Raw genomic sequence first — 22695 nt, 5'->3', positions numbered from 1 at the left:
ACATGATTATTTATCCCAGCGACTCAATTGATTCAAGGTCGCTCGGAAATCCTTGGGGAGCTCGGTGGTAAACGTTACCTGTGCTCCACTGACAGGATGTTCAAATGCTAGCTGATGAGCTTGCAAAGCCGTACGATCCATCAGCGGCCGCTCTTCTTTGCCTTTGGCTAAACGGTATTTTTTTCCCTTGAGGGAAGACAAAAGTAACTGTTGACGACGGCCATAAAAAGGATCGGCGACCACTGGATGCCCAATCGATTGAAGGTGAACCCTGATCTGATGCGTTCGGCCAGTTTTGATACCTACTTCGAGCAAACTAAAATTGACGAAGGTCTCTGCAATTTTATAAGTAGTGTAAGCACTCAATCCCTTGGCAGCGGTAGTCATACGACCTGGCTTACGAGGATCTTCGATGAGTGGGGTCTCTATAATGCCCTCCTCTTGCATAGGAATGCCTTCAACCAAGGCCAGGTAAACCTTATGAGGCGTGTGGGCGGCAAACTGCTGCGAAAGGTGTCGATGTGCTTCGGGCGTACGGGCAAAACAAAGCAAGCCGCTGGTGTCTTTATCAATACGGTGAACGGTGAAGATATCGCCATACATCTCCTGCAAGAGGTGTTTGGCATTGGGCAAATCCTGATCATAACGATCGGGGACACTCAAGATCCCGCTGGGTTTGTCGATTACCAAAAACGCTTCTTCTTCGTGTAAAATCTCCAATTTTTGTTTAGCCATTTAAGCGTTGCTTTGGTAATTTTCTAAAAGACCTGGTTCGACGACCATAATAAGCCCAAACGATGCTGCCACGGTAGATGCCTTCTTTATTTTCCGGTCCAATTGCCAGTGACTTTATCAGTGCATTGTAGCTTTTACGTCGCTCTATCCAGTAACCGATCCGAGGAAAAAAATGCCAGTGGGCACGTACGATAGCACCAATATGCTGCCATTTCCCTTGGAGGAGAAACAGCCCTCCCGCCAGTGCATCCATGAATAGCCTCAGGGGCAGCCACCAAAGTAGTTTTTTGCGGGATTCGTTTTTGAAGCTGGTCACCAGCGTATTGTGAAAATTCAGGTAGGTTTTCCTAACGGACTGGTACGCCAGTGTTCCTCCACCCAAGTGGTAAACCACAGAAGAAGGAATGGCTTTGATGCTAAAACCCGCGCGCTTAAAACGCCAACAAAGGTCGATCTCTTCTGCGTGGGCAAAGTAGTCCGCATCAAATCCGCCAAAAGAGCGAAAAAGGTCGGCCCGGACAAACATAGCGGCTCCGGAAGCCCAGAAAATTTCCTGTTCCTGTTCGTATTGTTGCTTGTCTTTTTCTACCGTAGCAAAAATCCGCCCCCGACAGAAAGGATAACCTAACACATCGATCCAACCGCCAGCTGCTCCGGCGTATTCAAAATACTTGGGTCTAGCAAAGGACTTTATTTTAGGCTGACAAGCCGCCAGTTCAGGATCAGCCTCCATTTGAGCTATACAAGGTTGGAGCCAGTCTTTTGTTACTTTGACATCAGAGTTTAGCAGCACGAAATAATCGGCTTCCACTTGGGTCAAAGCAGCGTTATAGCCTCCGGCAAAGCCGTGGTTTTTTTCCAACCGCAGTACCTCTACTTGAGGAAATTCATGGTGCAAGATATCCAGGGAATCATCCGTAGAGGCATTATCGGCAACAATCAGGCGATATTCCGTTTGGGCCAAAGATTCCAGCACGGAAGGAAGAAATTCCTGCAAATATTTTGCGCCATTGTAATTGAGAATCACCACCGCTACTTCGGGGTTGCCAGTAACAAAATGAGCTTTGCCCCTACCCTGTTCCAGCAGTTCCAGGCTAGTCGTACGATCTTCCGCCAGCTGGGCCTTCAGACCTTCCAGGTCGGAAAAATGCTGGTCTCCGCGAATGAATTCCACCAAGGTGATGGTCAGCTCCTGACCGTAAACGTTTTGATCAAAATCAAAAATATTGACTTCAATGACGCGCTCGTCAATGCCAGCGATACTCGGCCGACTGCCGATGTAGAGCATGCCTCCGTATTCTTCGTCCTGGTGGTGTACTTTTACGGCGTAGATACCATCCGCAGGTACGAGTTTATGCTTATTGGAAGGCTGAATGTTGGCCGTTGGGAAACCTAATTTCGTACCAAGCTTCTGTCCGTGAACAACTTTACCCGTAAGGGAATATTCATGGTTCAGCCAGCGGCAAGCTTCTTGTACTTTGCCCGACAGCAGGGCGTTGCGAATCTTGGTAGAACTAACGGCAATATCGTCCACTTCCTGCTGTTCAATTTCTACCACCTTAAAGCCTGCATCCTTGCTGTGCCACTTGAGGTATTCTATATCTCCTTGTCGGTTAAGACCAAACTTGTGATCATAACCAATGACGATGGTTGCCGGGTGAAACTTATCGACCAGGAAGCGCTGGATATATTCATCTGCACTAAGTTGCGAAAAAGCAACGGTAAAAGGAACGACAATGACATTGTCGACGCCGTAACGCTCAAACAAGGCAACCTTCTCTTCAATTGTGGAAAGCAACTGTAAAGAATCATCCTTGGGATAAATAACCTGGCGGGGATGGGGATGGAAGGTAATAACAATGCTCTCGCCCCCGCTCTGGTGCGCCAGGCGGTTAATACGGGCAAGCAACTGTTGATGGCCGCTGTGAACTCCGTCGAAAGAGCCGATGGTCAGTACCGCCCGCTTAAATAGAGGGAGGTCTTCCAGCTGATAGAATACTCTCATTGCGCTGCAAAAGTAAAAGAAATATTTTAACGAGAAAGCATGGATTTACAGTCGTTGCAACAACCAGCTGATCAGCCGTTTTTCTTCGATGATAATGGTCATATCTCCAGCCATGTCTTGGCCGACTTCCAAACTGCGCCCGGTGTTGGTTACCAGGCCTTTGGGGAAGCGGATTTCGATGGGTAAGGTATCATCTTTTGTGGGGATTTTACTTTTCACCGTAACGACGCCTTCGACGGCACCATATTGCTGTGCGGGAAAACTGTAAAAATCAACAATCACTTTTTGCCCTTCGGCGACCTGCCCTGATTCGTTCAGTTTTAGTTCCGTTTTGCCAATCAGGCTGGATGGAGAAGCCGGGATGACGACCGCCAGTCGGTCTTCTGATTCTACGTAATTGGTTTCCTGGACATCATCCAGAATCACTACCCCATCAATGGTAGAAACAACGAGATTTCGGCGCCGCCAGTCGTCAACAGCTGCCCTGAGGTTTTCAAACTCCGTGCGCAAATCATCCATTGCTTTTTGCTTGCTGGCCTCTGATATGGTAGCCGTGGTGGCCAACTGTCGCCGCAAGAGGTTGATGTTTGCTTCACTGGCTTTGATACTGGATTCTGCTTCGAGCACATAGCGCTCGTATTGAAGCTTGCTGGCTTCTTTTTCCCTCACCCGGTTATAGTCACCGATACGACCGCTTTTAAAGAGGTTCAGTTCTCGGTTGTAGGCATCCGTCAGTGTGATCAATTCATTCGTAAGGAGCTCTTTGCGCAAGCGTTCATCACTGATTTCTCGCTCTTCTTGTCGGATCTCCCTTTTAATATCGTCAATCGACATCTGGCTTAATCGTCCTTCTTGCAGATTTCTAACCTCCACTTGCTTTGCCTTGAAGGCGTACAACTGTTCTTTTACAAGACCGATATCCAAGTCTGAGAGCAAGTCTAAATTCACCAAACTAGAGTCATTGTCTACATTTACCCAACCAAGCTTATCATCCAGGTCATGAATGTCGTTAAAATCCGCGGGTGATTTGAGTACAATGAGGGTTTGCCCGGCCACTACAGTGTCTTCTGAACGCACCAAAATATTGCTGATGTGCCCCGAACGTGGCGTGATCAATTCTATTTCAGGATCCTCGCGCTTGATGCGAATGACAGAAGTTACCGTTTCTGGAAAAGTGATCCAGTACAGCAACCACACCGTGATGATGATGAGCACCAGCGCAAACAACAAGCCCCAACGCACCAGCCAGTGCGGCGGGGTTCCGAGGAGTTCCTGTACTTCTTCACTTCTGATATCAATATCGTCGGTCATAAATTAATCTAATTATCATTCAAATAGAGAAGGAGGCAGATCTCTTCGATAAAAGTAGTGTGTTGCAAATTGTTGGAAATATTGAGAGGGAGCATACCGTCCAAAGGCCTTATGCTCCGAGTTCTATTTGGTTACGCACGAGTTGGTAGTAAGCACCTCTAGCGTAATAAAGTTCTTCGTGGGTACCCTGTTCTACCAGTTCGCCAGATTCCATCACGATGATCCGATCTGCCAGGCGTACGGTGTTCAAACGGTGCGCTACAATGATCATGGTCCGATCGGGAAAAGCTTCAGCAAAATTTTCCATGATGAGCATCTCGTGGAAAGCATCGAGCGCAGAGGTGGCTTCGTCAAAAAAGAAGTAATCAGGATCTTTGTAAGCAGCTCGTGCAATCAAGAGGCGCTGCTTTTCGCCCAGGCTAAGCCCCAAACCTTCTTTTCCTACCTTGGTACTATACCCCAACGGTAAGCCTTCGATAAAGGTCTGAATATTGGCAACCTTAACAGCCCTTAAGAGTCGGCGTTTATCAATGATCTCGTCGCCCAAAGCGATATTTTTAGCAATGGTATCGTTGAAAACGTAAGCATCCTGCAATACCGCTCCGCATTTCTCCCGCCAAAAACGGTGCTGCAAATTATCCAGTTTCACTTCTCCCAAACGCACGGCACCGCTTACAGGCTGATAGACATTGAGCAAGAGCTTGAGCAAAGTACTTTTTCCACTTCCGCTCGTTCCAACAATCACGGTAGTCTCCCCTTTTCTGATATCCAGGCTGACGTTTTTCAACACCAGCGGTGAATTGGGGCCATTGTATTGAAAGTCAACTTTTTCGAGGCTCAGATCTCCCGTTTCAGGGAGCATGCTGATCTTCCCACGTGCTTCTTCCTCGTTGGCCTTGGTATGGATTTCATTCATCCGTTCCAGACTGATTTTAGCTTCCTCCAGGGAACGAATGAATTCTACGAATTGCCGGATCGGAGAATTCAACTGTGCAACTACGTACATGATGGCGACCAACATTCCCAAGGTCATGGTGCCTTCCAGCACGGAATTGGCTACGAAAAATAGAATGATCAGGTTTTTGCCTTCGTTGATGAAATCTCCTCCGGTGCGCTGAATTTGGTTGTAAACAGCAGCACCCATTTCGGTGCGGATAAGTGCTGCCTGGCTACGCTCCCATGACCAACGCTTTGATTTTTCGGCATTGTGGAGTTTGATGTCCTGCATGCCTTCCACCAATTCAATCAACTTGCCCTGGTTGTCGGCATATTGATCGAAACTTTTATAATCAATTTCTCGCTGATTCTGCTGAAAGAGATACACCCAGGCCAAATTGAACAGGGTACCCAGAAAAAACACCATTAATACCCAACCGCTCCAAAAGTACAACAACAACGAAAAGGCAATAAAATTGAACAGGGACAAGACTGACACCAAGGTCGTTGAAGTGAGAAACCGCTGGATACGCTCGTGATCGGCAATACGTTGGAGCAGATCACCGGTGAGTCGGTTATCAAAGTACCTCAATGGCAAGCGGGTCAGTTTTTGTAAAAAGTCGGATAGAATTTTCACGTTGACCCGCACCCCTACATGAATCAGTATCCAGCGACGGAAGACTTCGACCACCGTTTGTGCAAGGAACAACAAGAGTAAACCTACGATCATCATGGTGATAAAACTAGGCTCAAGGTGCCCGATGCCAATATCTACGAGAGATTTTAACAGAAAGGGCATCGCTATTTGCAGCAAGCCTGCCACTAAAACCCCAACGCCCAATTGTATCAACAGACTGGATTCTTGCTTGAAATAAGCCCAAACATAACTCCACTGGGAATGATCAACGCCTTCGTTGTCGCGATCATAAAATTCGGGCGTGGGCTCCAGTACGAGAATTACGCCTTCGTCTTCCTCCTGGACCCAACTTTCTTCAAATTCTTCTCTGGTGATCTTAAATTTTCCTTCTGCCGGATCGGCAATCCAGATATGGGTAGCAGTGATGTGATGAACAACCACAAAATGCTCGTCTTCCAGATGGGCAATACAAGGCAGCGGTACATCATCCTGCAAGCGATCATAATTGACCCTTACGGCCAGCGTTTGCATACCAATGGCCTCGGCAGCATCGCTGATTTCCAGGAGGGAAACCCCCTGTTTGCCCATGTAAGTAAGCTCACGGAGGTACTCCAGCGAATAGTAACGCTTGTGGTAACGAGCAATCATGCGTAAGCAAGTTGCACCGCAATCCATGCGTTCAAGCTGTTGAAAAAAAGGAAATTGTTTGGCCATACCCTGCTGTCCGTGAGGAAAATGCAAAACGCTTATCCAACAAAATTAACCTTTTTGGTGATATTTCCCAACAACTTATCCTAATTCGGGAAAAACCTCTTTACTTTGCAGAGCTATGAATAATACTTTCATTTCCATCATTGGGGTCATCCATCAGAAGTCAGATCTGGATCAACTCTCTACCTACCTAGAGGGTTTGTTTCCTGTATTGGCCGCCAACTTTAGTGATTACGAAATCATCTTGGTCAATAACGTCCCTGAGTGGCGTATCGATGATCGTATAGCCCCTCTCCCGCCAGCCCTCAAGCAGCAGATTTACTTGATTCAGCTCTCCTCTCGTACCAATAAAAACCATGCTATCCTGGCCGGTTTGGATCGTGCAAATGGCGATTACACCATCATTTTTGAAACGATTTTTGCCAAACAGCCCGAGGTTATTCTGGCACTTTTTGCCAAGAGTCAGGAGCAATACGATGTTGTTTACTTGCAAGCCAACGAACGGGAAAGCTCGCAAGGAATGAAGTGGCTCTACCAAATTTTCTATTTCATTCTCAAAAAGTATTCTCAACTCAAGGTAGATGAGAAAGCTCATAATACACGCTTGATTTCTCGCCGGGCTTTGAATTCTTTGCTGCGGCTGAGAGAAAATTTGCGCTACATGAAGGCGATCTACTCGATCATCGGTTTTCGTACCACCAGTATCAGCACCAGCCAGGCGTTACCCAATGATGAGGATTTCCGAGAGCGTTTTCGTACCTCCCTGGTAGCCATTACTTCTTATACTACTTTTCTTCGATCAAGCATGTTGCTTATATTTTTGGGGTCTTTTTTGTTCTTAATCGGCGTCATCGCCAATGCTCTAAAAGTGAAGTTTACCGAAACAGATCTCTTAGGAAACCCTGCTATTGCCGATTCCGGTTGGACTTTTTTAGTCATCCTTATTGCCATTTTCTTTGCGGTGACGACCCTCAATCTTTACATCATGTCCATTTATCTCTCGAACATTTACACCGAAATGAAACAACGCCCCCCTTATATTATAGAATCGGTACAACGCTTTTAGAAAAAAGCATTAATTTTGAGGCTGGTAACTATCATAATCTAAGTCACAGTCTGGTAAAAACAGGGATGCTTTATAACAAAGCGCCCTTAAGCTGCGTTTTCGTGCCGGAAACACCGAAACTGGGAATATTCAACAAGTGAAAAACAAGCGACCAAAAGCCAACTTCAACTTTTGAATAATACCAAAAACTTAATTTTATGAAATTACCCTTACTAACCCTCTGTTTTAGCCTAAGTCTCCTCGCGCAAGCACAGACTTTTCGCTGGGATGACGACACTGATCTTACTGAAAAAGGTGCGGCTCCCGTTATTGATTACACCGGAACGGCACAAATTTACCCCGATTATCACGAGGGCACTCCTACGGCTCTTGGAGAAATTTTCAGCCAACAACAAAAGACCGCTGCTCACAAGAAACTACCCCTCGGCACCATTGTAAAAGTTACTCGCCTGGACAATGGGCGCACCACAACCGTCCGAATCAACGACCGTGGAGCTTATTGCGATGGTTGTGTTATCGACCTTAGCAAAGCTGCTGCCCAGGAATTAGATCTACTGATTATCGGACAGGCCAGGGTAAGCCTTACCGTCGTAGGTGCTAGTAGCACTAACCCTACTTCTTATGGTGCAACAGCAGGTATTGAGCAAGAGCCTCGGTTTACTAGCCGTGGTATTCAGCAGCCTGCTCAGCAAACCTACCAGGCGACAACGCCATCGCCAAATACCTATTACAAAAACGAACCCGCAATAACTGCGCGGACACCAGTAACCATGGTAGAACCAAGTACTGCAGAGGCCGCGCCTCAAATCACTACCTCGAATCTACCAAGCACACCGGCAGCGGGCCTGACGACCAGTGCTGGGCAAGTCAATATTATCGATGTACCGATCTCTCCTTTTGCTGTTCAGCTAGGGGCTTATAGCAAATATGACAATGCAGAGCGCCATGTACTCAAGCTTCAGGCGCAAGGTTTCAACAATATCTTCTTGCTCAAAGAACCCGCAACGGATGGCACGCCACTGCACCGGGTGATCGTAGCACCTTTCCTTTCCCTGGACGATGCCCGTGATTATGCCGAAGATTTAGCCGATTATCACCAAATTAAAGGATTGGTTTTTCAAACCAAACTCGTTGAAGTCGACCAAGATTAACACTTCGTCGACACGAAATAGACACTGGATTTTTTAAAATCTTCGTATCTTGCCGCCAGTATAAGATCAAATGTTTGCTGTTCCGTTGCCCAGCGTTTATCAAAAAAAATTGCCCTTTTTTGATGACGGCAAACATGCTATTATAGCAGCTTGATCTTTACTCATAATCTCTAGTACACTATCTTTTTGCATTTCCTGAAGACCTAGTTCACCAGCACTGGAGGCTGGCAATTTGACTATTGAAGTAAATCATTAAGTGTGCTAAAATTCTCAAGTATCTTTTATTATTCTGCGGTGAAACGATCCTTGTCCCTGGGAGTTAATGTCTTTAGGATCATGATGCTGGTTATTCTCCCATTGATGGGGTATACCCAAGACGAATGCCTTGACCCAGGAGGAGATTGCACGCTGGCCAACCCCGTAGAATTCCAGAATACCGTTTACGTTCGTTGTGGTGATACAGTACGCCTAAATCCCACCCAAGAGTTGTGCAATACCTGGACCATCGACCCAAGTGTCAACTTCAGCTATGGACAGGGAGAAGATTCTACAGCGGTTTTCTTGGTTATTGACCAGTGCTTTCCTGAACCCATCTATGTCGATGGCATCACCAATACCCCTAGTGGAACAGGCATAGCTTCCTGCGATACGCGTCTTGTTTATCACTTGCTACCTGCCATTGATACCATGCAACAAGGCGTGGATTGTCTGACTTATTCGGCACTGGATTCGCTTCAAGAGCTCTTGCCCAGTAGCTGTGGTTGTGACAGTATTTTGGTTAATTATTTTTTAGCTGAAATCATTGATACAACCTACCTCTTTGCGGAAAGCTGTTTACCCGCAGAAGTGGGCGTCAGTGTTGATACCCTTACAGCCATGAGTGGTTGTGATAGCATCGTGATTACGACGACCAATCTCAATGAACTGCCAGAATTGTTTCTTGACGATGCCAATGCTTGTATCGGTGATGTAGCCACTTTGCAAGCTTTCGCGCTGCAGGAAGGCACTTACCTATGGGACAACGGGGAAAGTGGTTACGAAATAGAAGTGACAACGCCAGGGACCTACAGTGTCACTTTTACCGCTGAAAACGGCTGTACGGCCACTCAGAGTGCCAATGTGTTATTCACGGATATTTCCCTGGAACTGACCACCACGGTTGCTGATCACCTCCTTTTATCGGAAAATCCGTTGACCGTTTGGCAGGGTTCTGCCATTGAAATGGAAGCACTTGTTACGGAGACCCCTTTTCCTTACGACATTATTTGGAATGGGGGGCCTGAAATAGGCGACAGCACCTTCAACTATATAGCCACCAGTAGTACCAACTTCATCGTTGCGGCAATTGATGAGTTAGGCTGTGCCAGTTTTGTTGAGATCACCATTCAAGTACGGCCAATTGGCGTTTACATACCTACCGCTTTTAGTCCGAATGGTGATAATAACAATGACTATTTCAGTGTCTATACGTCTCCAAATGTCGAAGAAGTGAGGCTGCAAATATTCTCCCGCACGGGAGGAACCGTTTTTGACCAACGCCTCAGCCCTACGGAACAGTTGGCACAAGGAATTATCTGGCAAGGTTGGGATGGAACTTATCGTGGCAAAAGACTCAATCCCCAACTTTTTGCCTATCAGCTTTGGTACCGGGCCATCCAAGGAGAATGGATAAACATTTCTGGAGAGGTTAATTTGGTGAAATAATCAGCATTAAAAAACAAATGAATGAAGCATATTTACTGGTTGGCTTTTCTTTTTTTTGGGATACTCACAACTTCTCCAGCATCGAGCCAGAAGGCTAGCGGGAGCACTTTCCCTGTGGCCATCGCATTGCACCAACCAGTAACTGACTCCTGGTACCAAAAAGCTCCCAGTGCCTTCAAATGGCCCTGGCAAGCCCAGCGAATGGATTATTTCACCTGGTGGTCGAAAAAGGTGACGCTGCGTATCATGGAAAGCTTCCAGCTCAAGCCAGGCGTGCGATATTTGTACCAAAAAAGTACCTTGGACTACATCGCTGACGAAACGGTGCTAGGAGGAAACATCACCATCGACGATGATTTACTCAATGCCGTTGATTTACCCAGTGTTGTAGAACGACCGTTGAGGGATCTTCTGATTGAGTTGCCGACCGGAAAAGTAGGTAGAGAAATCAAGAACTGGACCTCTCTGGCCCGCTTCGAACTCAATGTGATTGGTCTTACAGCCAGGGCCAGCTATTGGTCTGGAGCACTCTCTCCGGGCCAGTTTCCACAGCCATTAGACATCAATAAACTATTCAATGCCAATGAGTTTGTAGGCGTTGCTGCGCGAGAACTAGCAGCCACCTCTGCACTTAACAACGCAGTATCGCTGGAGTTGCTCATCCATCCATTGACCATACTCACAGGATTTCGACAAATGGAATGGAATACTGCCAGTGGCATCTACCTCAACGGCGATTTTGCTTTTGGTTGGGTAAAAGCCACCGACCTTACTTTCAAGCAAGGGCGGGAGCTGTTGGGCGAAGTAGATATGGGGCAAGAAATCCGTAATGCCTTACCCGATCCATTAGAAAATTTAATCAATACGGATGAGGCTGGCCAATTGATTCTCGACGCAGCAGAAAGCAGGCTTCCCCTCTACGGCTTCGGCCTTCCGATCGCAACGGGAAAGACCATAGAATTTACCGGAAAGGTAGGCTACCAGTGGACTAATAAGACCTGGACAGGAGATGCCAGTATTGGTTTTTTCTATCAAGCCCAACAATTGAGCAACGACCATCCATCTAACCCACAATTACGCATCAGGCGAATAACCCCTACGGTAAACGTAAAGTGGATATTTAACAAGCGAAACACGGAATCTTCTCTTTTTCAAGATTAGCCCTTTTACAACTACTACGCAGAAATCAAAACTTATGAAGATTTTTACATTTTGGTGCTTTTTGATCATGGTTCCTTTTGTGCTTGGTGCACAGATCGATTTCTTTGGTCGTTCCATCAATGGAGGTCAAAGCCCTAATAGTGCTACCGTTTTTCTGACCGTTGGCTTGGGCAACGAAACCAGCATTGTCAGCGATGCAGCCAACCTCAAAGATTTTGATCACGCAGCACGCCAGATCAATCTATTTAACCTGGGGATTGGTTACGCTACGCAAATCCTGGAAATCGACAGTTTGGAAGAAATCGAAATAGATCTCGACACGGTTATTGGAGGGCCCCTTACCCAAAATGCCTGGCGCTTCTATTTGGGTATGCAATATGCGACCTTCGATCGTGATACACGCACTACGGCCACTTTTGGTGGCTCTCGGTTCAGGGATGGCGGATTTTCGATGTCGCTGCAACACGAAATGAGCCTTTTGGCAGAAAACAATATGTGGGAGATTATTCCCGCTACGGCCAGTGCACAGTCGCTCATGGCCTCAATTTATACGGGTGTAGAAGCAGGATTTGACAGTGGCTTTGGGATCACCATTGAAGAATCGGGCATCTTACAATTAGTGACCGATCACCTGGTGCGAGATGTAGCCGAAGGTGACCTTACTTTTGATGAATACAAAGCCATTGAAGCGACCTTGCACGAAAGTATCCGCTACCAAGCTCCAAAGAACACAGGGGGCTCTGAATGGTACGTGCTCGCTACGGTAAAAGGGCAAATGTTTGTTTCGCCCTTTAAAAGTCTTCCGCTGCGGTTTTCCTTGGGATTAGACCTTGGTTTAGATTTCACCAGAATCAGAAAGCGCAATCAGAACCGAATGGGAATTTTCTTCAAAACAGAATACCTCTTTTACTAATAGAGATAAATAAGAAAAATTCACCTATCTTTTCCATAGTAAAGGGCTACTTTTGTATTGTGCCATCATACTATAATAATCTACACGTGTCTTTTTTGATGTTTCTATTCAAAAAAGGCAGTTTGTCTGCTGTGCATCAACGCCCATTCCCCATTCATTCCTATGAAACAGCACGAAAATAATAATTGATTTAGCTATACCCGGCACTAAGTGGTTTGGGAATATTATCGCAACGTCATTTTTTGCTCTGCCAAGGCGAAAAACGTAGGCGAAGCCTAAACTTCGGCGAGGCTTTTTAACGCAGTCAGAGCAAAAAAGGACAAGTGAGAATGTCCCAGACCACTTAGTAACGGGTATAAGCCGCTACATCGCGTCGCTTTGCGTATGCAATGTGTTTGTTTTTACAGTGATTGTCCGCTGTAGTGTTAAGAAATATTTGTTATTGAGCGAGAATGAACTATCTACAACAAATTGTCAATGCCTTTATGGACGGGTTCCTGCCGGTCTTTGGTCTGATCGTGGTCGGAGGTAGTGCCTATTTTATTTACGAACAAGGCTGGGATGAATTCAATAAGCTTCCGATTATTCAGGAACTCACCGATACTTACCAAGTAGGTTGGGAGCAAGCTACAACTATGGGCGACCAAATGGCGACCCACCTGATCACACTCAATAACAATAGTGTGAGTAGCAACACCTTACTCAACACGCGCAATGAACAGCCCATACAAGTCCGCCATACTTGGGATGCCGAAAAAGTGGCTGAAAAACTAGTTAAAGAAGGATGGTCTGCTGGGAAGCTGAAGGCAGGTTATGCCTACCTGGCTTACATTGAAACCTACCTTGGCGAAGCCTTGTCTGATATGCAAGTCACCCATGTCTCCGCCAGTATTACCCTGGCGCAAGGCATATTGGAAAGCGATGCTGGCCGCTCCAGACTAGCAAGAATGACCAATAATCACTTTGGCATCAAAGCATTGCCGAATGCCAGTGGTCGAAAAAAAATCAAAGCCGGCAATTACCACCAACTCTACGATCACGACTTCACCTACAAGAAGCCCGCTGTTGGTGTGTCTCAGCACCATGACGATCACAAGTACGATCGGTTTGAGACTTACCTTAGCGTGAAAGACAGCTACCGTCGTCATAGTAATTTATTGAAAAACGATTGTACCACCGCCCGCAAAGGTTGTTACGCCTGGATTTGGAAAGCGTTTCCTGTTCAAAAAGAGCGCATTGATATTCGTGAAATGGCCACCGTTTTTCAAAGTATTTCAGGTTTTGCTCCGGAAGACTTTTTTGGGAACACTACTCTCCCCTACTACGCTGCCCAGGCTGCCGGCCTGAAAATGGCGGGTTACGCTACTTCAAAAAGGTACCACAAAAAACTGGTTTACCTGATTGAAACTTACGAACTATGGCGACTGGATGCCGCACTGGTTAATACCCTTGATGCATAAATTTTTATCCTTAATAACATACCAAAAATCGTGTAATTATGAATTTCTTTTTACAACTCTTTAAATACGCTGGCGCATTTGCGGCCATCGTTCTTTGTATCGGGTTTGTATCTAAATCCGATCTTTCTTCCCTTTTGAGCACCCAGACTTCTCAGGCGTTCAGCGAGGATGAATTAGCACCCACACAGGAGTATGCCACCCTGGGCCTGGGCAAAGCACGTGAAGACCTTCGCGGCGAAAGCAGTAGCCCAAGGGGTGGCTTTTCAGACCGTTCAGAACTACCTACTTTCCGCGACGCACCGCGGAGCAGTAGCAATATCAGAACAGTAGCGCATACTGATATTGCCCCCGTAAACAATCGCAATGTAGTCAGCAGTAGTGATATCAATAGCTGGATAGACATGAGCGTCGCACAGACCTTTCTTGAAGCGGAAAAAGAAACCATTTCACCTGGGGTAATTCTTGCTACAGGTATCTATTTCCTCCAGCAAGGACAAGGAGACCTGAGCATGAGTGCAGCCGATGTGGCGGCCTATCTTGCCGAAGTAAGAGACAATGCAGGCGCAGCGGCCAAATCACACATGAAGTATATCGCCAATAGTGAAGAGTGGTTTGAAGGACTGAGCCTTGCCGGTTTTGACGGCGTGCAAATCGCCAGCATCTTTGACCGCAAGGGGCTCGCTGTCTACGATAAAGCGATGTACAGCAGGCACGTAGAAAGAAAAATTGAGCAACCCGAATACTCCGGAGACCCTTCCGCTTTGGTTTCCAATGATGATGTTCGCAAAAGAAACCTGGCAGAAGCCTACAACGATTATGCCGATCGGCCGGAGGTGAGAAAAAAATACGGTCTGCCAAGTAGCGTCAATACCCCTGCTCCAATTACCAAAGCGGAGGTGTCAGAGGGCCAGAGTGAAGCCCTTTCTTTCCGTAAAGGAGAAAGCAAAACTTATGACAACCCTCGCCTATTCTGGTCGGTACTACAGGAGGTAATAGCACTGGAAAACGACTACAAAAGCTGGGATGCCTACCGGGCCGATCACGGTGCTACCGCCGAAAAGGAGTTTCAGCGACGTTCAGACATCATGGCTTTGGGAGGTGAGATGAAAGTGACGCGTAAGCGATAAACGACTGGACCCAAGCGAGCAGTTTTTTTTGAACCACCTAAGGCACCTAAGTTTTTTATTTTCTTGGGTGCCTTTGGTCGTTCAGGGATGGTTACTCAATCCTTTTACCCTGCGTAGAAAAGGATAAGCCTTGCTGCCCGGAGGTGGAAATCATGACGGCTTCAAAAATGGGCTCGGGTGCGGATAAAGGCAGATGCCAATCAAAAACAAAGTTACCTCCCGTGCCCCCATCTTGATCAATTTCGTCGATGACAATTTCTACCGTTTCCATCGGAGCGATAAAAATGGCATTTTCGAAATAACCGCGTAGGAAAACCCCGTGAGTATCGAAATAAGCGGCTTTACTAACGTAGATCGTATCTTTTCGGCTCGTATTCCTCATGCTTACTGTGGCCGTAAGATCGTGTTTGATGTGCTCTGTTTGGCTATAAATCTGGGAATAGACGGACAGGTAAGTGCTCCCCTTTTCCAGCGAATCAAGTACAACAGATTCCGCTTTTCTCATCTCCCAATTCACTGGTGAAATAGAGCTAATTTGAGGTTGGTCTTCGCAGGACAAGCAGAAGACAAAGAGGACGAGGACGAGTAATCTATTCATTATTTATACTAGTTTTATGATTCCAAGCGCGCGACTATTCCAACTCCAGTACCAAGGTCTCAAAAGCCCGAAGCGAAATAGTAGCTATTTCTTCAATGCGCTCCCCCGTTACCAGATTGGTCCCTGAAACGGCCTCCTTTATTTGTTCCGCAAAGCGATCAGTTGACAATGTGGCTGCGGTTTCATTGGAATTGAAAGCGATCATCACCGTTTTTTCTTCATCGTAACGGAAGAAGACGTAGATGCCATTGGCCGGAATATACTGCGTCAGTTGGCCCGATTGCAAGACGGGGTTTTCTTTACGGTAATTGGCCAGTGTTTTGATACAATCAAAAGCCGCTTGCTCATCAGCAGTACGGTCACTGGCTTTGAACTTATCTTCTTTATCTCGGGGAAAACCTCCCGGGAAATCACGACGCCCGCCTTCGCCAAAAGCGCCGCCCGTTCCAGTCATCAAAATTTCAGTTCCATAGTAAATCATTGGAATTCCCCTCAGTGTGAGCAATAGGCTAATCGCTGATTTGAATTTTTCCAAATCCTCTCCTATCACACCATAGATGCGCCCCAGGTCGTGATTATCAAGAAAGAGTACATTGCGGTAAGGGTCTTTGTAAAGATAATCCTGTGCCAGGGTGTAATAAATTCTTGCTACCCCACTGGTCCAACCCTGGGTTTGAGTCAGTGCTTCCTGGAGAGCATAGTACATTTGAAAATCCGTAACACCCGGCAGATGACTGTCGTGGCTGTTCGATCTTTCACCTTCGGCAAACCAAGACTGAACACCCGTACCGTGCACCCACGTCTCTGCAAATATGCCCAAATCAGGATATTCCTTCAGCATACGCCGATTCCATTCACTCATGAATCCTTGGTCACAATAAGCATAGGTATCAATGCGAAAGCCGTCCTGACCGCTGTATTCTGTCCACCAAATACTGTTCTGAATCAGGTAGTTAGCCAATTGGGGATGCTGCTGATTGAGGTCGGGCATGTGTTTGTCAAACCAGCTTTCTGTCACTTGTACAAAATCACTTTTCGCTGCGTAAGGGTCCAGGTGTACAGGGGCTCGGTAAGAGATATCCTTGTAACCATCTTGCCATTGGTGAATCCAATCCGTAGCAGGTAAATCTTTGATGAACCAATGTTCATCGCCCGTATGATTAAAGATAACATCCATGATTACCTTCTGTCCACGAGCATGTGCCAGGTTCACCAATTGTTGGTATTGTTGGTTGGTTCCTAAACGGGAATCAATCGCGTAATGATCCGTGACAGCATAACCGTGGTAACTTTCGTAAGGTTGATCGTTTTCGAGAACAGGATTGAGCCAGAGGGCCGTAGCACCCAGTTCTTCCAGGTAATCAAGATGTTCCATGACCCCGATAAGGTCACCACCGTGGCGAAAGAAAACCTTATCGCGATTGATTCCTTGCTGAAGCATCCCCTTGCCTTTGTCATTTCCCTTATCGCCATTGGCAAAGCGATCCGGCATAATCAGGTAAATGAAATCCGCGGACGTCACTCCTTGGGCTTTGGGGCGATTGTCGCGTGCTTTTAATTCATAAGGATAAGTCTTATCTCCCTTACCATCAGGCGCTTTTAACTCAATGAGAAAAGTGCCCACCTGCGTAGTAGGCTCAACCTCCAACAACAGAAAGAGGTAATTAGGATTCTCTAGCCGGGTGGTTTTCACCAAAGTAATGCCCGGATAATCAATGGAAGGTTCCCAATCACGGACATTGCGGTCATAGATCAAAATTTCCAGTTGACGCTCGGCCATGCCTACCCACCAGTAGGGCGGTTCTACGCGCGCATTGGAGAACGATTCCCCCGAAGCTTCGCGATAATGGTACTCACTCTCCTCTGTACCTAAGGGGATTTTTTGCATGGGATCTCCGTCGTAGATCCCATGCTGAGCAATTATCGACCCTGAAAAAGAGAGTCCCAGTAGTCCACAAAAAACAAAATGCTTGAGGCTTGCTAGAACCCTATTCTGGTTATTCATCATACATAACATTACGCAAAAACCCCGGTAAACGATTCTATTACTGAACACCAAATTGAACCTTGGTTGGCATACTCAGTAAGGCAATGGCCTTTACTGCAATGCGGCTCATCCCATAGGTTTTGGTACCCGACCAAGACATGTAATCCTCCATGGAAGAAACTGCTTGCAGCTCAAACTCCATGTCCAAGCGATCATCGGCGGCATCGAGGTGGAGCAGGTCTTTGGGACCATCATTGTACACGACCCAGCTGCCTGAAGAATAGGTGTTTTCCCATTGCCCGGTAGTAAAAGTACCATCGTCTTTTAGCGCCCACCAGCGGCCTTTATTTGCTTCGTTTTGGCTATTGTCGGCGTGATTTACCCAATATTCTGCTACCCAGTAGGGAGAACGCAGCAACAACTGCACTTTGGGTTTGCTGGGATTGGGAAGTACTGGGGTTGCATAACTCCCTTGGGCAGCAGCCTCTACTGGCGTATTTCCAGCAGTAGTACTGCTGTCATTAGAACCATCTTTTTTACAAGCGGTCAGCAAGGAAATGGCCAAAAAGAGGCCGAAAACGTACTTAAAATGTTGCATAGGTATATAATTGTTTTTAATGACTTTCTACTCCTTGATGCCTGGTTGGCGAATCTCTACTCCTTCGGAAGACTTCGCGTCTCGAACCATCGCCTTCACATCTTCCAACAACTGCTGCGCGTCGTAGACGACACCGCCTTTAACGGTGTATTTTACGCCTTCCGTACGGACAACTTCATTGTTATCATCCAAGCGGATCGCGCCAGTGCCGTACAGCACTTTGAAGTCGGCTAGTGGATTTTCCTTAACGATCACAAAGTCGGCTTTCTTACCTACTTCTACCGTTCCGATCTCCTTTTCCAGCCCCAAGGCTTCCGCACCATTGAGGGTGGCGGAGCGGATAACTTCCAGAGGGTGAAAACCTGCTTCCCGCAGCAGTTCCAGCTCGCGAATGTAGGCAAAACCGTACAATTGGAAAATAAACCCGGAATCTGACCCTGTGGTTACTCTGCCGCCGCGGTTTTTGTACTCATTAACAAAAGTCATCCACAATCGGTAGTTTTCGCGCCAAGCTACTTCTTGCTCCGTACCCCAGGCGTGCCAGTAAGAACCGTGACTAATACGGCTTGGTTGGTAAAATTGCCACAAACTAGGCAGGGTATATTCTTCGTGCCATTCTGCCCGGCGAGCTCTCATCAAGTCGCGGTTGGCTTCGTAGATATTGAAGGTAGGGTCAATGGTAAAATCTAGCGCGATCAACTCGTTCATGACCTTGTTCCAATGGTCACTGTACGGAGCTGCTGCTTGTTGCCAAAGACGACCCGCTTCCTGGAAGCGATCCTGTTCGTTTTGGTAATTGTAATCTACCGGGTAGTTCTGCACGGTGCGATCCGTGAAGAGGGCTTCAGGAAGTCCGTACCAATGTTCCATTGAGGTGAGGCCTGCCTGAGCACTGTTGACGACATTCCAGCGGCCAACATCCATCTGGGCATGGTGGCAAGCGGAGCGGAGACCCAGCTTTTTATTCTCCGCCAATGCTGCTGCCATAATATCGGGGTTGGCTCCGAAAAATTTGATCCCATCCGCGCCTTTGGCCGCATTGTCACGTACCCACTGGCGGGCACCCTCAGCAGTATTGATTTGGTCGTAATTCCCTTGACCAAAAACCGTATAGGCTTCAATCCGTGGTGCAGCGATCTCATTGCGTTCACTGCGTGCTTTTTGGTCTAACACCCAGTCTAGACCATTACCACACGATGGGTCACGGATGGTCGTAATACCGTGTCCTAGCCACAGCTTAAACACATATTCGGCGTCAGCACCCTGCGCACGACCACCAATATGTCCGTGCATGTCCACAAAACCGGGCATTAGGTACATACCTTCCGCATCTAGTTCGTAACCTCCCGGCTTCAGTTTAGGTCTGTCATTGGCATCAATCGGCACATTGGGGTTTCCTACTACGTCAATTTTGACAATTCTGTCGTTTTCTACCACTATATCAATCGGCCCGCGCGGAGGAGCGCCGTTACCATTGATAAGCGTAACACCGCGAATGATTAGTTGGCTATGAGGGCCAGCTCCTTCTCCAGGAGCACGATCGGGGGCAGGATCTACCTGGGCCGAGAGCCAGCTGAAAGCAAAAAGAAGGACAAAACTTAGGTAAAGGCTACGCATGAGTACAGGAATTTGGTTGAAGCAAATGTAAAAAGATTATCCATAGGCTTTCTATACAACAGGCGTACTTTGCTAGCTGGCCTTGAGTAATGGTAGGGGCTCAAAACAAAAATGCCCAGCCCCACAATAAATATTGCAAGAGCTGAGCAAAATAATACTGAACTAAATTCTTGAACATCGACCAAATCGGCAGCTTGGTCATGGTTTCGGTAGTCAGTATTAGGGTGGAGGTTTTTTGGGGTTATAATTTCACAAAACGAATCACCTCGGTAACTCCTCCTGCGGTCGTAGCTTCAAAGTGGTAAATACCATTGGTTAAGCTACTGACTGGAATGAGCTGTTGTGCAAATACCTGATCGGCCATGTACACTGTTTGACCATTAAGATTGCGAATGATGATCCTTTCCGCGTCGCGGCTGAATTGAATGTAATCGCTTGTGGGATTAGGATAGAGCTCCAAGGTGGGAGCTGCTGCTCTTTTTTTATTGACACTTTGCGCAAGCGTGTGTTCTCCTTCATTGGAGACCAAAGGAGCTTGATTTTTCTGACGAATCTTGTTAACATTATAACAATTCCGCTGCTCTACTACCAATTGGTAGGTTTCTCCAGAGGGGACAACTGTATTGACGAAAAATTCAAACTCTCCTGCTACAGGTGAAGCGAAATCAAAGAAATTCTGACTAGCTGGTGCGATAAATTCGTAAACGGCTCCTATGGAGGTCACATTGGTTTGGTAAGCTGCGTTTAATACGGTGCCGTTTGATAATCCAAGCATAGTTGCCTGCGCAAAAGTCCCCCCCGATGATTGGTCATAGAGGATCACATCAATAATTGCACCTTCAATCTGATATGAGCCCACCGTGTTAAAAGGAGGATTCAGGTAGAAACTATTCGTAATCCCTCCCGAAAAACTTGTAGACTGGACCACCGTTTTTTCGACATCACATTCCAGTGTACGAGGACCGTTCTCCCCCTGCATTTGCATGACGATGTCCTGTACGATAATCGTTGAATAAGCTCCGTAGAGGAAGTAGCCAAATATCCCGGTTATCTGGTTAGGGCAGATAGCAGCGATCCCTATGTAGGTGTTTTCTGAAAATTGTGCAACAGCGATGTCAGCGATTGGTGCTTGGGTAATCTCTTGATGAAGTACCTCTCCTAGCATCGCGTCAAAGACGACGACTTCATAGGCCACTGCTGCGTCATTTGTGGCCCAACTAAAAGCATAATCACTACTATTTGACACCAAGATGGTCACTTCGTCAGGAGGCGACAAAGTACAGTTGTGATCTTGTGCAGATAATTGGATAGCAAAAAGAAAAAAGAAAGCTGCAAACAAGTATGGCGTTGGTTGAATAGACAAATACATAGTTTATTGAGTTTTTTAGTTCAGTATTTATTAACTTTTCCAAAATTAGCGGGCTATTGAAAATATTGTTAGCTCACTTTTTTAGCATTTTCCCCGTTTTTAATATTATCCTGAAAAAACGATCTAATGCCAAATGGTAAATTATTAGAGGTGATTGCTTATTTAGACAGCAAGCAACGCCGAAAACTCATACAATTTGTACAATCTCCTTATTTCAACAATCGATCGAATGCAGAAGAGCTGGTAGAATTACTTGAAATTATTCTCAAACACGATGCTGCGGCTGGTCATCAAGCTTTGCAAAAGGAAAATCTGCAAGCTCATTTTTTTCCAGAAACGCCATATTCAGCAAAAATCAAAAATGAAATAGACGCCTTGGCTTCAAGGCTCAACAAACTCGTTGAGCAGTTTATTATCCAGGAAGAACTAGAAACAGAAATTGAAAAACGAAGTGCTTATGGCCTTGCACGTTTTTTCGAAAAGATGGGCAACCCTGTTCGTTTTTGGTCGGTCTTGCGGAAGTTTCGCAAAGATTGGGAAAGCGAGTTGCAGCACGATAGCAATGACTATTTACTCCGTTCACAGATCGAAGAATTAGCGGTGTCTTTTGCTGCGGCTTACGATCCCAACTCTAAGCAAAGTAGCTTACAAGAGGTAGATACCTTTTTAGATCAAGGCTTTTTTACCAAAAAACTGGAACTCGGCATCATCTTGTCCTATTCAAGGCTCTACCAGCATAGTGACGATCATTATGCCAACCAATTCTCCGAATACATCGAACAAACCTACCCCAAGTACCAGTCGGCACAAACAACAACAGCCGATATCTACTACCTCGCTCTTCAGGTGTTTCATCATCCAGAAGATGAACAATTGTTCTCTACTTTTGAACGCATGATTCAAGAAAAAGAGGCTTTTATCCCCGAGAAGGAAATCAATAATATCCAGACCTTCTACCGCTATTTTTATGGCAGGCATTACAAACTTTCCGGTAATACGAGCCTGTCTGCCAAACTGGTTGCTTTGTACAAAGAGCATTTGGCGCGTGGCTACTTTTTCTTTACTGGTGACAAAATGTTTATCAACACCCTAAAACTGCTCATTAATTTCGGCCTCAAGCAACGCGAACTAAACTGGGTAGAACAACTGCTGGAGCAAGTTCCTCCAAGTAAAATCCTTGGCACTAAATACCCCGAAGAAATACACAGTCTTTGTGTGGCCGAGTTGTTGTTTACGAAAGGAGAATATGAAGCGGCTGAAAAAATGATTATTTACCGATTGTTTGAAGACATCAATTTCAGCCTCAGCTGTGATATTCTGTTGATAAAAATTTATGTCGCTACCGATGACGATCTACTGGAGAGCCGCTTGCGCGCAATGGAACTAAAAGTTCGCCGGACAGGCATGTCGGAATTTGACAAGAAATCCTACCTGCATTTTATTTCGATTACGCGCCAGGTACAAAAATACAAATGGCTAAAAGACAGCGGAAAACTGCAAGAACTTACCGAAAAAATCAATAGTGATATGCCGCTGATTCAACGAGAATGGTTGCGGGGTATAATGGTGTAAACGGCAACGGCTCCGTACCTCATGGTGACGGAGCCGT

General features: G+C 46.3%; 17 protein-coding genes. 8 read left to right on the top strand and 9 right to left on the bottom strand.

Translation table 11 applies throughout. The features are described from left to right. Positions 1-6 precede the first annotated feature (6 nt). The 4 genes from AB0L18_RS21425 to AB0L18_RS21410 all read right to left on the bottom strand — a co-directional run bounded on the left by AB0L18_RS21425 (position 7) and on the right by AB0L18_RS21410 (position 6338). Positions 7-735 carry an RluA family pseudouridine synthase gene (locus AB0L18_RS21425; RefSeq protein ID WP_367389370.1) on the bottom strand — a complete coding sequence of 243 codons (729 nt, stop codon included), beginning with the start codon at positions 733-735 and terminating at the stop codon, positions 7-9. Next, positions 728-2740 carry a bifunctional riboflavin kinase/FAD synthetase gene (locus AB0L18_RS21420; protein ID WP_367389369.1) on the bottom strand — a complete coding sequence of 671 codons (2013 nt, stop codon included), beginning with the start codon at positions 2738-2740 and terminating at the stop codon, positions 728-730. The genes AB0L18_RS21425 and AB0L18_RS21420 overlap by 8 nt, the downstream gene beginning before the upstream one ends. Before the next feature lie 45 nt (positions 2741-2785). After that, positions 2786-4051 (bottom strand): HlyD family efflux transporter periplasmic adaptor subunit, encoded by a 1266-nt coding sequence (locus tag AB0L18_RS21415; RefSeq protein WP_367389368.1) that lies wholly within the window; start codon positions 4049-4051, stop codon positions 2786-2788. A gap of 109 nt (positions 4052-4160) precedes the next feature. Then, complete coding sequence (locus AB0L18_RS21410) at positions 4161-6338, bottom strand: peptidase domain-containing ABC transporter (RefSeq protein WP_367389367.1); 2178 nt, start codon at positions 6336-6338, stop codon at positions 4161-4163. Positions 6339-6453: 115 nt separating this feature from the next. Here AB0L18_RS21410 and AB0L18_RS21405 point away from each other — a divergent pair, with 115 nt between their 5' ends. From AB0L18_RS21405 to AB0L18_RS21375, 7 genes are all read left to right on the top strand, one after another. After that, on the top strand, positions 6454-7401 hold the full coding sequence (locus AB0L18_RS21405; protein ID WP_367389366.1) for a glycosyltransferase: 948 nt from the start codon (positions 6454-6456) through the stop codon (positions 7399-7401). Between the two features lie 197 nt (positions 7402-7598). Then, positions 7599-8552: a septal ring lytic transglycosylase RlpA family protein gene (locus AB0L18_RS21400; RefSeq protein WP_367389365.1), complete on the top strand. Its 954-nt coding sequence runs from the start codon at positions 7599-7601 to the stop codon at positions 8550-8552. A gap of 258 nt (positions 8553-8810) precedes the next feature. Continuing rightward, complete coding sequence (locus AB0L18_RS21395; RefSeq protein WP_367389364.1) at positions 8811-10256, top strand: gliding motility-associated C-terminal domain-containing protein; 1446 nt, start codon at positions 8811-8813, stop codon at positions 10254-10256. A 21-nt stretch (positions 10257-10277) separates the two neighbouring features. After that, positions 10278-11417 carry a hypothetical protein gene (locus tag AB0L18_RS21390; protein WP_367389363.1) on the top strand — a complete coding sequence of 380 codons (1140 nt, stop codon included), beginning with the start codon at positions 10278-10280 and terminating at the stop codon, positions 11415-11417. Positions 11418-11451: 34 nt separating this feature from the next. Then, the gene (locus AB0L18_RS21385) at positions 11452-12330 is read left to right on the top strand and encodes a hypothetical protein (protein WP_367389362.1); all 879 of its coding nucleotides are present in this window, start codon (positions 11452-11454) and stop codon (positions 12328-12330) included. Positions 12331-12782: 452 nt separating this feature from the next. Beyond that, positions 12783-13790, top strand: a complete 1008-nt coding sequence (locus AB0L18_RS21380) for a glucosaminidase domain-containing protein (RefSeq protein ID WP_367389361.1) — start codon at positions 12783-12785, stop codon at positions 13788-13790. Positions 13791-13828: 38 nt separating this feature from the next. Further along, positions 13829-14917: a hypothetical protein gene (locus AB0L18_RS21375; RefSeq protein ID WP_367389360.1), complete on the top strand. Its 1089-nt coding sequence runs from the start codon at positions 13829-13831 to the stop codon at positions 14915-14917. A gap of 91 nt (positions 14918-15008) precedes the next feature. Here AB0L18_RS21375 and AB0L18_RS21370 read toward each other — a convergent pair whose 3' ends face one another. The 5 genes from AB0L18_RS21370 to AB0L18_RS21350 form a co-directional block, all read right to left on the bottom strand. Then, a complete protein-coding gene (locus tag AB0L18_RS21370; RefSeq protein ID WP_367389359.1) occupies positions 15009-15515 on the bottom strand; it encodes a DUF3124 domain-containing protein in 507 nt (168 codons plus the stop codon). A gap of 34 nt (positions 15516-15549) precedes the next feature. Continuing rightward, positions 15550-17403 carry a glycoside hydrolase family 13 protein gene (locus AB0L18_RS21365; RefSeq protein ID WP_367389358.1) on the bottom strand — a complete coding sequence of 618 codons (1854 nt, stop codon included), beginning with the start codon at positions 17401-17403 and terminating at the stop codon, positions 15550-15552. Between the two features lie 157 nt (positions 17404-17560). Then, positions 17561-18100, bottom strand: a complete 540-nt coding sequence (locus tag AB0L18_RS21360; protein WP_367389357.1) for a hypothetical protein — start codon at positions 18098-18100, stop codon at positions 17561-17563. A gap of 27 nt (positions 18101-18127) precedes the next feature. After that, positions 18128-19717 carry an amidohydrolase family protein gene (locus AB0L18_RS21355; RefSeq protein WP_367389356.1) on the bottom strand — a complete coding sequence of 530 codons (1590 nt, stop codon included), beginning with the start codon at positions 19715-19717 and terminating at the stop codon, positions 18128-18130. 241 nt (positions 19718-19958) lie between these two features. After that, entirely contained in the window at positions 19959-21086 is a 1128-nt protein-coding gene (locus AB0L18_RS21350) for a T9SS type A sorting domain-containing protein (RefSeq protein ID WP_367389355.1), read from the bottom strand. Between the two features lie 126 nt (positions 21087-21212). Here AB0L18_RS21350 and AB0L18_RS21345 point away from each other — a divergent pair, with 126 nt between their 5' ends. Then, a complete protein-coding gene (locus tag AB0L18_RS21345) occupies positions 21213-22658 on the top strand; it encodes a hypothetical protein (RefSeq protein ID WP_367389354.1) in 1446 nt (481 codons plus the stop codon). Positions 22659-22695: the final 37 nt, after the last annotated feature.

This window comes from Lewinella sp. LCG006 (assembly GCF_040784935.1).
Lineage (GTDB): Bacteria > Bacteroidota > Bacteroidia > Chitinophagales > Saprospiraceae > Lewinella.
This window is presented reverse-complemented; position numbering and strand designations above follow the sequence as displayed.